This is a genomic window from Alteromonas macleodii ATCC 27126 (genome assembly GCF_000172635.2).
Lineage (GTDB): Bacteria > Pseudomonadota > Gammaproteobacteria > Enterobacterales > Alteromonadaceae > Alteromonas > Alteromonas macleodii.
In genome coordinates this window covers 3248027-3263023 of record NC_018632.1, presented here as the reverse complement: position 1 = coordinate 3263023, position 14997 = coordinate 3248027, and the positions used below count along the sequence as shown (strand labels likewise).

The 14997-nt window shown below is 44.7% G+C and carries 11 protein-coding genes and 1 pseudogene; 7 read left to right on the top strand and 5 right to left on the bottom strand.

Annotated features, from left to right (window positions below):
- The first annotated feature begins 365 nt into the window (after window positions 1-365).
- The 7 genes and pseudogenes from MASE_RS13960 (at window position 366) to MASE_RS13930 (ending at window position 8974) form a co-directional block, all read left to right on the top strand.
- On the top strand, window positions 366-1643 hold the full coding sequence (locus MASE_RS13960; RefSeq protein ID WP_014950392.1) for an efflux RND transporter periplasmic adaptor subunit: 1278 nt from the start codon (window positions 366-368) through the stop codon (window positions 1641-1643).
- Window positions 1643-4764: pseudogene (locus MASE_RS13955) on the top strand (efflux RND transporter permease subunit). The gene MASE_RS13960 and the pseudogene MASE_RS13955 overlap by 1 nt, the downstream one beginning before the upstream one ends.
- Window positions 4765-4927: 163 nt before the next feature.
- Window positions 4928-5638 carry an SIMPL domain-containing protein gene (locus MASE_RS13950; protein ID WP_014950391.1) on the top strand — a complete coding sequence of 237 codons (711 nt, stop codon included), beginning with the start codon at window positions 4928-4930 and terminating at the stop codon, window positions 5636-5638.
- A gap of 271 nt (window positions 5639-5909) precedes the next feature.
- Window positions 5910-6200 carry a DUF1289 domain-containing protein gene (locus tag MASE_RS13945; protein ID WP_041693829.1) on the top strand — a complete coding sequence of 97 codons (291 nt, stop codon included), beginning with the start codon at window positions 5910-5912 and terminating at the stop codon, window positions 6198-6200.
- Between the two features lie 40 nt (window positions 6201-6240).
- Window positions 6241-7065: an HDOD domain-containing protein gene (locus tag MASE_RS13940; RefSeq protein WP_014950389.1), complete on the top strand. Its 825-nt coding sequence runs from the start codon at window positions 6241-6243 to the stop codon at window positions 7063-7065.
- A 133-nt stretch (window positions 7066-7198) separates the two neighbouring features.
- Window positions 7199-8002: a DUF481 domain-containing protein gene (locus MASE_RS13935; protein WP_014950388.1), complete on the top strand. Its 804-nt coding sequence runs from the start codon at window positions 7199-7201 to the stop codon at window positions 8000-8002.
- Window positions 8003-8215: 213 nt separating this feature from the next.
- On the top strand, window positions 8216-8974 hold the full coding sequence (locus MASE_RS13930) for a DUF481 domain-containing protein (RefSeq protein ID WP_014950387.1): 759 nt from the start codon (window positions 8216-8218) through the stop codon (window positions 8972-8974).
- 126 nt (window positions 8975-9100) lie between these two features.
- On the opposite strand, the gene serA is transcribed toward MASE_RS13930, so the two are convergent.
- The 5 genes from serA to MASE_RS13900 form a co-directional block, all read right to left on the bottom strand.
- Complete coding sequence (serA, locus tag MASE_RS13925) at window positions 9101-10330, bottom strand: phosphoglycerate dehydrogenase (RefSeq protein WP_014950386.1); 1230 nt, start codon at window positions 10328-10330, stop codon at window positions 9101-9103.
- Between the two features lie 347 nt (window positions 10331-10677).
- A complete protein-coding gene (rpiA, locus tag MASE_RS13920) occupies window positions 10678-11334 on the bottom strand; it encodes a ribose-5-phosphate isomerase RpiA (protein WP_014950385.1) in 657 nt (218 codons plus the stop codon).
- Between the two features lie 90 nt (window positions 11335-11424).
- Window positions 11425-12198, bottom strand: coding sequence for a 5-formyltetrahydrofolate cyclo-ligase (locus MASE_RS13915; RefSeq protein WP_232362770.1), 774 nt, complete (start codon window positions 12196-12198; stop codon window positions 11425-11427).
- A 162-nt stretch (window positions 12199-12360) separates the two neighbouring features.
- Complete coding sequence (locus MASE_RS20440; RefSeq protein ID WP_014950382.1) at window positions 12361-13989, bottom strand: hybrid sensor histidine kinase/response regulator; 1629 nt, start codon at window positions 13987-13989, stop codon at window positions 12361-12363.
- Window positions 13990-14055: 66 nt separating this feature from the next.
- Window positions 14056-14997, bottom strand: a complete 942-nt coding sequence (locus MASE_RS13900) for a nucleoside hydrolase (protein WP_014950381.1) — start codon at window positions 14995-14997, stop codon at window positions 14056-14058.

Here is a 14997-nt window from a genome sequence, read left to right as displayed (position 1 = left end):
CTATCGAACAATGAAAAAAGCTGCCGTTTACTTCGTTTTTGGCTATGTAATTTAACTGACATAGTTTAGTTATAGGTTATAGCTAAAAGCATTTATTTTCCAAATGAATGCGACGAGCGACACTGGTACACTATATCGCTGTAACCGTTGATTTCTCTAAGCTCTCGCTTTTTATACGGTTATTCTCATTTTCTCTGCGAAACCATCCTTCTAAATTTTTAAAAGCAGTTGTCTCTGTCAGCCCGTTCTTTAATATATAACATCATGTGATGTGTTGCATATAAAAAGATAATTATTTTTATTGTTGGTGGCGATGCATAATGCACAGCATCAAACTTTAGTTTAATTTTTAAGAGAATCTTGCAATGAAAACTTTTACCCGTTTATTGGCAATAGTAAGCCTAACTGCGCTTGTCGCTGCATGCGGTGGTGACGAGCAGGATCCAAGCCAATCAATGAGCGCTGGCGCAAATGCTGGTGTTCCTGTTGATGTGGCAACGGTAGTGTCTCAGCGTTTAACCGAGTGGGATAATTTTACAGGTCGTTTAGAGTCTCCGCAAATTGTTGCGCTTCGCCCTCGCGTGTCGGGCTATATTGACTTTGTTGCATTTGACGAAGGCGAATATGTCGAACAAGGACAAACCCTATTCTTAATTGATAACCGCACGTTTAAAGCAGAAGTTGATCGATTGACTGCACAGCTTGAAGAAGCCAAAAGTCGCGTTCAGTTGGCTGAGCAAAACTATAGCCGTGCTTTTAAACTTCGTAAAACCCAGGCGGTTTCTGAAGAAGTTCTTGATGCCCGTTTAGCTGAGAAAAACCAAGCGCTTGCGAGCTTAAACCAAACGCAAGCCGCACTTGAAGTAGCGCGCCTAAATCGAGGCTTTGCTCGTGTTGAAGCACCTATTTCTGGACGTATTTCTCGAGCAAACATCACTGAAGGTAACTTTGTTACCGCAGGACAAACAGAGTTGACTCGCATCGTATCGACCGACCGTTTATATGCGTATTTCGATATTGATGAGCAGACCTACCTAAACTATCTAACCGATAAATCAGCGGCTTCAACAGCAGTGAGCGAGCAGCCAGTAGCGATGCGCCTTGCTAACGAGTCTGATTATAACCACTGGGGTCAAATTGATTTCATCGACAACCAGGTTAACGGTAGCACCGGCACACTTCGCGTTCGCGCCGTATTTAATAACGAAGAAGGTCGTTTAATTCCGGGATTATTTGCACACTTAAAATTGGCAGGTGACACCGATGAACAGGGCATTCTTATTAAAGAAAAAGCTATCGGCACAGATCTTAATAATAAGTTTGTACTGGTTGTAAACGACGAAAGTAAAGTGGAATACCGTGCGGTTAAGCTAGGCGACAAAGTGGGCAGCATGCGCATCATCACAAGCGGCTTGAATGTAAACGACACCATTGTGGTTGATGGCTTACAGCGCGTTCGCCCTGGTGCCCAAGTTGCCGCTAACGAAGTGCCTATGGGTGATGAAGATGCTTTGGCAAACTTATCTAGCTGGCAGTCACGTGTTGATAATGCAACACAAGTAACCCAAAACATGGCGCAGTATGAGGATGTTTTATCTGGTGGTTCATTTGCCACAGGTACAGCAACAGCAGGTCTTAAGTAATGAACATTTCGCAGTTTTTCATTAGCCGCCCGATTTTTGCGGGCGTGCTTTCCCTACTTATTTTTATAGGTGGTGCAATTGCTGTCTGGCAACTACCTATCACTGAATACCCAGAAGTAGTGCCGCCTACCGTGGTGGTAACTGCGAATTATCCCGGTGCAAACCCAGAAGTTATCGCCGAAACAGTTGCAACGCCGCTAGAGCAAGAAATTAACGGTGTTGAAAACATGCTGTATATGTCATCACAGGCAACCAGTGATGGCCGTATGACACTAACAATTACGTTTGCCATTGGTACGGATCCAGATGAAGCCACAACGCTGGTACAAAACCGTGTAAATCGCGCGACACCGCGTTTACCTCAAGAAGTACAGCGTTTAGGTGTGGTAACTGAAAAATCGTCACCAGATTTAACCATGGTAGTGCACCTGACGTCGCCTGATAATCGTTATGACATGCTTTATCTTTCAAACTATGCTGATCAGTTTGTTAAAGACGAGCTAGCGCGAATCAATGGCGTTGGGCAAGTGCGCCTGTTCGGTGCTGGTGAATTCAGCATGCGAGTATGGTTAGACCCTAACAAACTGGCTGCGCTCCAGTTAAACCCTGGCGATGTGGCAGCAGCTATTGCCGACCAAAACCAGCAAGCGGCGGCAGGTAGCCTTGGTGCACAGCCTACGGGTACCAGCGAATTTCAGCTGCTTATCAATGTGCGCGGCCGTTTAAAAGATGAAGCCGAATTTGAAAATATTATTGTTAAGTCGGGTGAGAATGGTGAAATAACCCGTCTTAAAGACGTTGCGCGTATCGAACTAGGTTCAGAGTTTTATGCACTGCGTTCACTTATTAACAATAACCCTGCGGCAGCGGTGCCGGTTTTCCAAGCACCAGGCTCTAATGCAATCCAAATTTCAGATGACGTTCGCGCTCGTATGGCGGAACTGTCTAAGGCGTTCCCTGAAGGCCTTGAATACGAAATTGCCTACGACCCTACCGTATTTGTTCGCGGTTCGATTGAAGCGGTAATTAGTACACTTCTTGAAGCTGTATTGTTAGTTGTACTTGTTGTTGTACTGTTCTTACAAACATGGCGTGCGTCTATTATCCCACTCGTTGCAGTACCTATTTCACTTGTGGGAACGTTCGCCTTTATGCAGCTAATGGGCTTCTCGCTGAATGCACTGTCGCTGTTTGGTCTTGTGTTGGCAATCGGTATTGTAGTAGACGACGCTATCGTTGTTGTCGAAAACGTAGAGCGTAATATTTCTGAAGGCAAAGCGCCGTTTGAAGCCACCGTACAAGCAATGAAAGAAGTAACCGGTCCTATCATTGCCACAACACTGGTACTTGCTGCGGTATTCGTACCTACTGCTTTCATGAGCGGTCTTACTGGGCAGTTCTATAAGCAGTTTGCGCTAACAATTACTATCTCTACGGTAATTTCTGCAATTAACTCGTTAACGCTTAGCCCTGCATTATCTGCATTGCTGTTAAAACCTCACGGTAAAGCGAATGACTGGTTAACCCGTTTAATGGATAAAGTGTTTGGCCGCTTTGTATTTTCACCGTTTAACCGTTTCTTTGACCGTAACTCAAAGCGCTACACTGGTGCTGTGGGTGGGCTTATCCGCAAGAGCAGTATCATCATGGTGCTTTACGCGGGTCTGTTAGGGCTCACTTACTTCCAGTTTGCCAATACACCAACAGGCTATGTTCCGCCGCAAGATAAGCAGTATTTGGTCGCCTTTGCTCAACTGCCTAATGCAGCAAGCTTAGACAGAACTGAAGAAGTGATCCGTGAAATGTCTCGTATTGCTATGGAACACCCTGGTGTTGAAGATGCAATTGCATTCCCTGGCTTGAATATTAACGGGTTTACCAATAGTCCAAGCTCAGGCGTGTTGTTTGCAACGCTGACTGACTTTGATAAAAGAACGACGCCTGATCTATCTGGTGGCGCCATTGCTGCCCAGCTTAACCAGAACTTTGGGTCTATTAAAGGTGCCTTTGTGGCAATATTCCCGCCGCCACCAGTAATGGGGTTAGGCACGATTGGTGGTTTCCGTTTACAGGTTGAAGACAGAGGAAACCTAGGCTTTGAAGAACTTGAGCGCGTAACGCAAGAAGTGATTGGCAAAGCGTGGGCACACCCAGCGCTTACCGATGCATTTACCAGCTTCACTGTTGCTGTACCTCAGCTCGATGTAGATGTAGACCGTGAAAAAGCGGTGAGCCAAGGTGTAAACATCGATACCTTGTTTACCACCATGCAGGGCTACTTAGGTTCGTTATACGTGAACGACTTCAACTTGTTCGGTAGAACTTACCAAGTAAATGTACAAGCTGATGCCCAATACCGTCAGGACATTGAGAACATTACGCAGTTTAAAGTGCGTAATGCACAAGGTGAGATGATCCCGCTTGGCTCATTCTTGAACATTGAGCACAGTGCAGGCCCTGACCGTGTTATGCACTATAACGGATACGTCACCGCTGAAATAAACGGTGCAGCAGCGCCAGGCTATTCTTCTGACCAAGCGAAGGCAGCTATTGAAGAAATTCTGGCTGAAACGTTACCACTTGGCATGACTTACGAGTGGACTGAGATCACCTATCAGCAAATATTAGCGGGCAATGCATCGGCGTTTGTATTCCCATTAGTTGTGCTTTTAGTGTTCTTAGTACTGGCTGCGCAATACGAAAGCCTGCGTTTGCCACTGGCAATCATATTGATTGTTCCCATGACCTTGCTGAGCGCGCTTATTGGTGTGCAAGTTTATGGCGGCGACAACAATATTTTACCCAAATAGGTTTGATTGTACTGGTTGGCCTTGCAACGAAGAACGCCATTCTTATTGTCGAGTTTGCAAAAGAGCTACAAGACAAGGGGATGGACGCGCTTTCAGCCATTAAAGAAGCAAGTCGCTTACGTCTTCGTCCAATACTAATGACATCCATTGCTTTCATCATGGGTGTGCTGCCAATGGCGGTATCAACCGGTGCCGGCTCTGAAATGCGTCAGGCCATGGGTGTGGCAGTATTCTCAGGCATGATTGGTGTTACCGTATTTGGACTTATCTTAACTCCGGTATTTTATTACCTGATACAGCGTAAAGGTTAACTCTCCCGTCTACCCAAGCGTTGCCCTCTTAAGGGGCTCTTTAGGCCACTCATTTGAGTGGCCTTTTTTTTGCCACCATTGGTCAGCATTTATCTCGTTTTGTGAAACCGAAAAGCTTATATTCGCTTGTATCCTGTTGAAAACAGAAAGAATGGAGATTCGAATGAAAATAGGTGCGGCGATAGTAATGGCGATGGGCATGGTGGTTGCTGTGTCTTTGCTTGGTGTTCAGGTGTCTTCTGCCATGAACGATATGCAAACGTGGGATAGAGTAGTAACCGTAAAAGGATTGTCAGAGCGAGAATACATTGCTGATCAGGTTATTTGGCCTATTCAATTTGTCGACGCGGGCAATGACTTACCTCAACTGTATGAACATATTGAAAAGAATAGCCTTCAGGTAGCTAACTTTTTAGAAGAGAAGGGCATTTCAGCAGAAAGCATTACTATTGGAAAGCCAGAAATAAATGACAAATTGGCACAACAATATGGAAGTAGTGAAAAAGCGCCATTTCGCTACAGTGCCATTCAAACCGTTACTGTCTTTTCAAATGATGTTGAAAAGGTGCGAGCGCTTATGCAGCAAATTGGGGAGTTAATTAAAACTGGTATTGTATTATCAGACCAAAGCTACCGCGCTCAGCCCGACTATGTATTTACCCGCTTAAACGAAGTAAAGCCGGAAATGATTGAAGAAGCTACGCTCAATGCGAGAGAGGTTGCGGAAAAATTTGCCAAAGATTCAAAAAGTACTTTGGGCAAAATTAAGCGCGCTAACCAAGGGCAGTTCAGTATTTCTAGTCGCGACAGTCATCATCCACATATAAAGAAAGTGCGCGTGGTTTCTACAATCGAATACACACTTATCGACTAGCGCATCAGGCTTTCGAACATGGTATAGCAGTCAACAGGCCGTATTTCGTGCTATGCTTTGTCATATCGAAAAGGCCTGCGAGTCGAATTGCTTAGTTTTAAAGCAGCGTGGCTTAGAAGATTGGAATGCCTTACTGCTAATGTCTAGTGGCTAGATGTTGGAGTATGCGTTTTAATTTATATTGATAAAGCTAAAGCGTGGCCACTGTTGCTTGCTTGAAAATGCAGCCCAAGTGGTATTCGTTTCACCTTTTGAAGGTTATGCCACTGACATGACGGAACAAAAATCACAATCCCAACAGCTGGAGTTTTTTGAAATTCCAAGCCCATGCATTGGTGTGTGTGAGTCAGGTCCAAGGGGGTTCTGTAAAGGGTGCTATCGAAGTCGCGACGAGCGCCTGTACTGGCTTAAGGTTGATGATGCAACTAAACGTAAAATAATCAGCGCCTGTGCTCGGCGCAAAAAAGCGGTGCTAATGCGCGCTCGCAAGCAACAGCAAAAAGAGCTGGGGGAATCAATTGGGCAGTTCACGCTGTTTGATGATCCGCCAAGTTCAGAATAAGCGGCCTTGAGTTTGTAAAAAGTAGACTGAGAGTTTCTAGATGTCGTTAGATAAGTATGTTTCGTATGCCGCGAAATCATTTACGTTACCGGATATTTGCGTGCGCCTGCGTTCAACATTAGACGATCCCCGTTCCAGCGCCGAGGATATTGGCGAGCTTATAAGTGCTGATCCCTCTCTTACCGCGAAGGTACTAAGGCTGGCGAATAGCTCGCTGTTTCGGTTTCCTTCTCAAGTAGAATCTGTTGCCAAAGCAATCAGTGTGATTGGAGGCGAAGCCCTGTATAACTTGGTAATTGCAGAAACTGCCAGCACAGCATTTAAACGCTTTGATGCTAAGCTAATAAATTTAGACAAACATTGGTATGCATCAGTGTATTGCGGCATGGTGGCCAAAAGTCTTGCGATGAGACTTAACGTGCGCGGAGCAGAACGCTTCTTTGTAATGGGTATATTGCAAAACTTAAGTGAGCTGGTCGTGGCCAAGAAAGAAACTAAACGCTATCAGTCATACCTGAATGCTGAGACGAACGCGTTACCGCACGTTAATCAGTTGGAGCATTTCGGTTTTACGTTTGCTCAATGCAGCGGTATCATACTAGAAAATTGGCACTTACCTATTGGGTTGTACTATCCGGTAACGTTCATGAATGATGAAGCTAAACATAAATCCGATGTAGATATCTGCGTCCTGTGTTTAGCAAATCGAATTACGGTAAGTCAGTTAAATAAAGAAAGTTACGCTGACATTGAACTTTTTACCCCTGAGATAGCCAATACAGTAAGTCTCAACATGGAAGTGATAAGTAATTCAATTGAATACGCCGAACAAGAAACGGCAAAAATTGTGTCGCTTATTCACTGAGCTTTCGGTGCAACAACTCCGTTACTTTACTGATAATTAGCAAAATGTAGTAAAGCTCATCCAGAGGATTGGTATAACAAGCGTCGTACTAAGACGTAATCTAAAAACTATAAAGCTCAACGTAAATCAGATTATGTTCAAAAAAATCTTCCGGCCAAGCATTGTTGTTGGCATTGTTTGTTGCTGCGTGTGTGTGCACGCAAGTGCGAGGGATCTTATACAAACCCTCTATCACGCAGACTTCACGCCCGACACCGATGATGAAATTCCTCGTTTTACGCTAGACGGTGAACTAGGTGTACTTGTAAACACCGGAAACACCTCAGCTGCCAGCGTGAAAGCCGCGGTCAATGCGGACCATGAAACAGAAAATTGGAGCAGTATCTACTTCGCAGAGTTGCTCTATAAAGAAAGCGGTACGCCAACAACAGAGCGGGACATCAGCGCCCAGCGCTTTTTCACTAGCGCGCAGTTCGACTATAAACTAATGACGCCTGGTCGCCGTCTTTTTATGTACGGTGATTACGAAGACGATCAATTTACCGGTTACGATCACCGTGCTTCGCTGGCCGCAGGCTGGTCTCAGCGCCTCTGGCGCAGTGAAGACAGTGAGTTTCGCTATAGCATTGGTCCTGGCTACAGTTTTATTGAAGCTGAAGAAGATAATGAAAGCGTAGTCAACGATGGCATCATTGTAAGAGCGTCCGCCGAATACAAATACCACTGGAGCTCAGGCGCCAAGTTAAGGCAGTTTGTTAGCACTGAGGCGGGTGAAGAAAATATGAAATCGCGCTCAGAAACTTCGCTTTCAGCCAACGTATTCGGTTCACTGGCGATGAAGTTATCCTTCATACTAAACCATGAAACAGACACCGCCGAAGATGTCGCAGCCTTAAGCACAGAGACCTCCGTGGCGCTGGTCTATCAGTTTTTTTAGTCAATTAGTGTAAATTAACGGGTTATCTTTGGCTTTTTACCGTGTTCGCATTGACTGAGAGCTTTGAAAATGTACACTGCGCACCATTGTTTGCAGTGCTTGCTGTCTCGCGGCACTGTCTAGCAGATCTCTTTTAAAACTCGTGTTGTACCGCCTTGCAGTTCAAAAGGTATCGAGTACAACGAATGGACCGATAATCAATAGGATTGTTCAATGAAAAAGCAAGTGCTTGCATCTTTAGTTGCAATTTCTCTTTCTCCAGCCGCTTTCGCTCAAGACGATGAAGTTAAGCCTTTTACAATGGAAGGCGAACTAGGTTTTATTTCGACTTCAGGTAACACTGAAACCACGTCAATCAGTGCGGGTATACAGGCTCACCAAGAGCTTGAAAAATGGAGTAACGACTACGTTTTAAAAGGTCTGTACAAACAGGAAACTGTTCAACAAGAAAATGATGCAGGCGAGCAAGAAGATATCGAGTTTACTTCTGCACAGAAGTTCTTTGGTTCAGCCCAGGGTAACTACAAACTAGAAAATCCTGATAACCGTTTATTCGGCTTCGCTTCATATGAAGACGACCGCTTTAGTAACTTTAATTACCAATCAACTATTGCGGCGGGTTGGAACCAAAAAGTACTTGAGAACAAGCGCCACACCCTTGAATATTCAATCGGTCCTGGTTACTCATTCATCGAAACTCAGGATGGCGAAGATCTTGACAGCGTAATCGTTCGTGCGTCATCAGCTTATTCTTGGAAAATTTCAGATACCGCTAAATTTACGCAAACAGTGAGTACCGAAGTGGGTTCTGACAACACGAAATCTCGTGCTGAGTCTGCACTTACAGCTACAATCAGCGGTAACCTTTCAATGCGTCTTTCTTTCAAACTTGATCACAACACCAATGTTGACGACGACGTTGAAAAACTAGACACAGAAACTGCAGTTAGCTTAGTTTACAACTTCTTCTAAGCCTACCTTATATGCTCAGCGCACTGAAGTAGGGCTGGGCACTTCAACGCATTGAAGTAAAATCACAGGCATAAAAAAACGCTGCACATTGTGCAGCGTTTTTATTTAGTCTTAAAACAACTCTTCTTAGTGAAGAATACGTGTCTTAATTGTGCCATCAATTTGCTGAAGCTCTGCAAGTGCTTCATAACCACGGTCTTCTTTAACATCAACTACTACATAACCAATTTCTGCGTTAGTTTGTAGGTACTGGGCTTCGATGTTGATGCCTTTTTCTGCAAACGCTTGGTTAATTTGAGTAAGAATACCTGGCTGGTTTTTGTGTACGTGAAGTAGGCGTGAACGACCAGTATGTTCTGGCAGTGACACTTCAGGGAAGTTAACGGCTGACAGCGTTGAACCGTTGTCGCTGTACTTCGCGAGTTTACCCGCCACTTCAATACCAATATTTTCTTGCGCTTCTTGCGTGCTGCCGCCCACATGCGGGGTCAGAATGACATTATCGAACGCGCGAAGCGGCGACTCGAATTCTTCAGTATTAGATTTAGGCTCAACCGGGAATACATCAATAGCAGCGCCGTTTAGTTGGCCGCTTCCCAATGCCTTCGCAAGCGCATCGATATCTACCACAGTACCGCGAGACGCGTTAATCAAAATGCTGCCTTTCTTCATTTGAGACAGTTCTTTTTCACCAATCATATCTTGAGTTTGTGGTGTTTCAGGAACGTGAAGTGAAACAACGTCAGAGGTATTAAGCAGCTTTTCAAGCGATTTTACTTGGGCAGAATTACCTAGCACAAGCTTGTCTTCGATATCGAAAAATTGAACGCGCATACCTAGGTGTTCAGCAAGAATACTCAGCTGTGTGCCTATATGACCATAACCAATGATACCAAGTGTCTTACCACGGGCTTCATATGAGCCGACTGCCGTTTTTTCCCACTCTCCGCGGTGAGCCTTGGCATTTTTACTCGGCACCTGGCGAAGTAAAAGGATAATTTGGCCAAGTACAAGTTCTGCAACCGAACGTGTGTTGGAAAATGGCGCGTTAAACACGGGAATGCCGCGGCGTTGGGTGGCTTCAAGATCAACTTGGTTGGTGCCAATACAGAAACAACCGATAGCCACAAGCTTTTGTGCTGCTTCAACTACCTTCTCTGTAATTTGAGTACGCGAGCGAATACCAACAAAGTGGGCGTCTTTAATTTTCTCAATTAACTCGTCTTCAGGAAGAGAGGTCTTGAGAAATTCAATATTGCTATACCCATTGCTTTTTAGTGTCTCCAAAGCACTTTGGTGAACACCTTCCAACAACAAAATTCGGATCTTATCCTTCTCTAATGAAACTTTGCTCATGAACTCGCTATCTCTCACTGATGTAATTTGGTTTGCTTGCACCGCCAATCCAAGACTCTCAGAAACCTGCCAGTATGAAACACAAAGCTGTGTATAACCTGCGCTGCAACGACATCGCTTTGCAGCTCTGAAAGCCTTGCTTGGGCGTTATTGCTACCAAGCTTTTATAATCACGTTGATTGCTTTCGTTATTAAGGAATTGGCCTTAACTAACGTAAAAGTTGAGACGCTTAGTGAACTTCTTTTAAGGACATCTAGACGTCTAAACGGAAACTAACAGAAAACGCGTTAAGTTGAAAGTAGTATTTTGTATAGCTTTTCACCGCACTATACGTCTTACTCAGTTATCACTTAAAGGTTTCAACACCACTATCTGTAGCACTTAGCACTATGTCCGCGCCTCGTAGTGCGAAAATGCCGTTCGTGACCACGCCAGGAATATTATTTATTTTTTGTTCTAGCTCACGAGGATTCAGAATCTCAAGGTTGTGAACATCTAAAATAACGTTGCCGTTATCGGTGACAACACCTTGTCTATATTCAGGATCGCCACCAAGCTTTACTAGCTCTCGTGCTACGAAAGAGCGAGCCATGGGAATAACTTCAACGGGAAGGGGAAACGAGCCCAATACAGGAACGCGCTTACTTTCATCAACAATACACACAAACGTGGTCGCCGCACCGGCTACAATTTTCTCGCGAGTGAGTGCTGCGCCTCCGCCTTTAATCATATGCTTGTGTTCGGTCACTTCATCGGCACCGTCGATATAAACCGATAGATTGCTGACTTCGTTTAACTCGAATACCTCAATGCCTAAGGCTTTTAAACGCTCGGTAGAGGCTTCTGAACTTGATACTGCACCTTCAATTTTGTGTTTAATTTTACCGAGTTCTTCAATAAAGAAATTTACGGTAGAACCTGTACCCACACCGACAATGCTGTCTGCTTCAACATATTCGATGGCTGCTTTGGCTACGGCTTGTTTTTTTGCGTTCTGATCCATGGTCATTCTCCGACTTATTGTGTTCGCAAGTGTAACTTATAAGCGAACGTGAACCCACAAGTACGTATGTTCAATTTGTTATAATGACTATCACGGTTTAGTGAGTTGCAGTGTGCGCGAGGGCGTCACGATGGCATCAAGGGGGACATCCCATGGTGCAACGGGCAGAGCATCTACTTCTTGAATGTCGTGGGCAATACCCACTAACTTGGGCGCTTTACTACCCGAAAATGAATGTGAATCTGGCGCGCGTTGGGTAAAACTCAAAGTTCGGTCGTAGTAGCCGCCCCCCATACCCAGGCGATTGCCGTTTACATCAAACCCTACAAGCGGCATAAGAATAACGTCACATTGCCTAACAGGAACGACGTTTTTACACGACAATACTGGCTCTTCAATGTTGTACTTATTCTTCACCAATTGAGAGTGCTGGGTATAAGACAAAAATAACAAATGTCCTTTACATACGGGGTGTAATACAGGTAGAGCGAATTTTTTATCATGTAAAGACTGCCAAATAGACTCGATAAAATAGGTTAAATTGACCTCGCCATCGTTAACCAAATATCCGGCTATGGTCGTGCTGTTATCAAGAAAGGGCAGTGTACGTAGTCGTGAAGCAATGCGCTTAGCGGCGTCCGTATGTTGCTGGTTAGTTAACCCTCGGCGTGCCTCGCGAAGCTTTTTTCTAAGCTGAGCGCGGGCCTGCATGTCTTCATTAGAAACGCCTGTTTGTATGGTTTGCGACAGCGCAATCTGCGTTGGTTTTATTGCTAAAGCTGGTGCTGAAGCCGTTTCCGTTGAATTAACCTTGTTAGACGTCAACGATCTAGAAGTACCGCTTCCTGAAGATGAGGGGGACATGGTAGAGGAGTTCTCCTGTCTTACAATTGAGTTAGCTTATACTACCACGGCTGTTAAAAAAGGTTTGTTGGGCTAGGTAAAGATGACTCAGGTAAAATCACTTTGGTAAAACTACTTAGACAAAACTATTTAGATAAAGCTACTTAAATAAAACAAATAGAATCATTGGTCTGGATGCCCTAAATATTGATTGAGCACACGCACCAATTCACTACTATCTATCGGTTTAGTGAGTACGTCATCAAGACCTTGTTCTCGCAAATATTCAGGCTGGGTAATGACATCGGCCGTCAATGCAACAATAGGCAAGTTTGGCTTAAACCCCTTTATTTTTACTGTTGCTTCATCGCCTTGAATACCTGGCAAATTAAGATCCATAAGAACTAAGTCGACGGGATTAGATTTGGCGTATTCAACGCCTTCCTCGCCAGTGCTTACCACAGAAAGTGACACGCCCAGTTTTTCAAACAAAGTTTGAATAACCACTTGGTTTATATAGTGGTCTTCAACTACCAATACATTTACTGAGTTATCTATGTTTACTTGGGCAACAAAGCTACGCGGTTGTGCCTCAACGAACTGGTTGGCGCTTAGGGCGTCGGCAGGTAAGGTCACACTTATTCGGGTACCGTGATTCAACTTACTACTAACTTTAATAGACCCGTCCATGAGCTCGACAAGGCGCTTCGATATGTTCAAGCCTAAGCCGGTTCCACTTATCTGACGGGCGTTTTCCATTCGCTCGAAAGGTGTAAAAAGCCGCTTTTGATCGTCATCGCTCATACCAATGCCTTGATCAATGACATTAAATATTACCTTGCCGTTTTTATATTTTACCTGCGCTTTTACTGACTTACCGTGATTAGTGAACTTAATCGCATTCGACAGCAAGTTAAGCGCAACTTGACCAAATTTGGTGTCATCGAAAAACAACGAGTCGGGCACAGCGTCATCAATACTGGTGCTAAATACGATACCGCTGTCTTCAGCGCGGATCTTAGTAAGCGAAAATAAGTGGGTGAAAAAGTCTTTGGTATTCACCGCGCGTGGCATCACACGCATTTTCCCCGCTTCTATCTGCTTTATATCTAAAACAGAATTTACTATTTCTAAAAGCCTTTCACCGCTTTGGCTTACATGAGAAAGCGGGGTGGTAAATGACGAGGGTAAATTTAACTTTTGGGCTTCGCCTTCAAGCAACTGACTAAACGTATTTATGGCATTAAGCGGTGTTCTAATTTCGTGGCTTACGTAAGAAAGAAAGTCAGACTTGAATTGACTGGTGCGCTCAAGCTCTCGGTTTTTCCGCTTTAACTCTAAATGTGCTACTACCGATTTACTTAAGGTTTGGAGCGAGGATTTTTGTGTTTCGGTTAGCTTGCGTGGTTTGCTATCAATGGCGCACAGCGTGCCAATTGCATGGCCAGACGGGGTAATCAGTGGTGCGCCGGCGTAAAACCGAATATCAGGCGCGCCAGTCACCAGCGGGTTATCGTGAAACCGGGGGTCTAACGTAGCGTTAGGTATTTCAAACACATCGCTTTGCAAAATAGCATGTGAGCAAAACGCGATGTCTCGTGATGTTTCTTCTGCGTCTAAACCTACTCTTGATTTAAACCATTGGCGGTTTGGATCAATGAGGCTGATAAGCGCAATAGGGGTTTCACAAATTTGAGAGGCCAGGGCTGTAAGGTCATCAAAGAGTTGTTCAGCTTCAGTATCGAGTACGTCGTAGCTGAGCAGTTCGGCAAGACGTTCATCTTCATTTTGAGGTAGGGGCGCCGCTTTCATAACCGTTGAGTTTAAACCTAGCTGTAAATAAAAAAGGGATTGTGTATTAACAATCCCTTAAACATATCATAGAGCGTAGGTGTCTATGAATAGTTGTTCCAGCTTTTTGTGGTCAACTTTGGTCGCTACCTTTATGGTATTTGCTTCATTCCATAGTGGACTCGGTGTTGTACCTTTAGGCGCAACTACAGTTTGCCCTCTATCTAGTGTCCCTGTTCCAACGCGAACGTGACCTTCAGTCAGTTCAAATAGCTCAGGGTGGCGAAGGTGGGCAATCGGGAATGCATCGTGGAAGAAACACACGCGATCTTCACGGTTTTGCGAGTAGAAATCCATGTAGAACTGGGCACTTTCTTTCACAAAACCACCAAGGGTATTGTTTTTCTCTTCAAGCTTTTCAACAAAGGCTGGCGAGAACGGCGTGAAGTTTGTTACGTCCAAACCAAACATGGTGAGTTCCCAGTCTGCTGCGAAAACGATTTCTGCTGCATGTGCATCGTTCCAAATGTTCGCTTCAGCTACCGGCGTAACATTACCTGGTACAAACGCTGCACCACCCATAATGCTAACGCCTTTTACCAACTTAGGAAGTTCTGGCTCAAGACGAAGCGCAAGGGCCAAGTTACCTAGTGGGCCAATAGCAACAATGGTAACTTCGCCAGGGTACTTACGTGCCATATCAACGATAAACTGCGCAGAGCTGCGTGGGTCAAGCTCGGTTTTAGGCGCTTCAGGTTTAATATGACCAAAGCCGTACTCACCGTGTACGAAGTGTGCGTACGTTGACTCTGGGCCAACCCATGGCATGCCAACACCTTTAGTTACAGGGATATCTTTACCTGCAATTTCACAAAGTGTCAGTGCGTTTTGCGCTGCCATTGTTACTGGAACGTTACCGTAAACGGTCGTTAAGCCAAGTACTTCAATGTCTGGGGACTGAAAGGCGAAAAAGATCGCCATTGCATCATCAATCCCCGGATCCGTATCTAATATGATCTTATGTGCCAT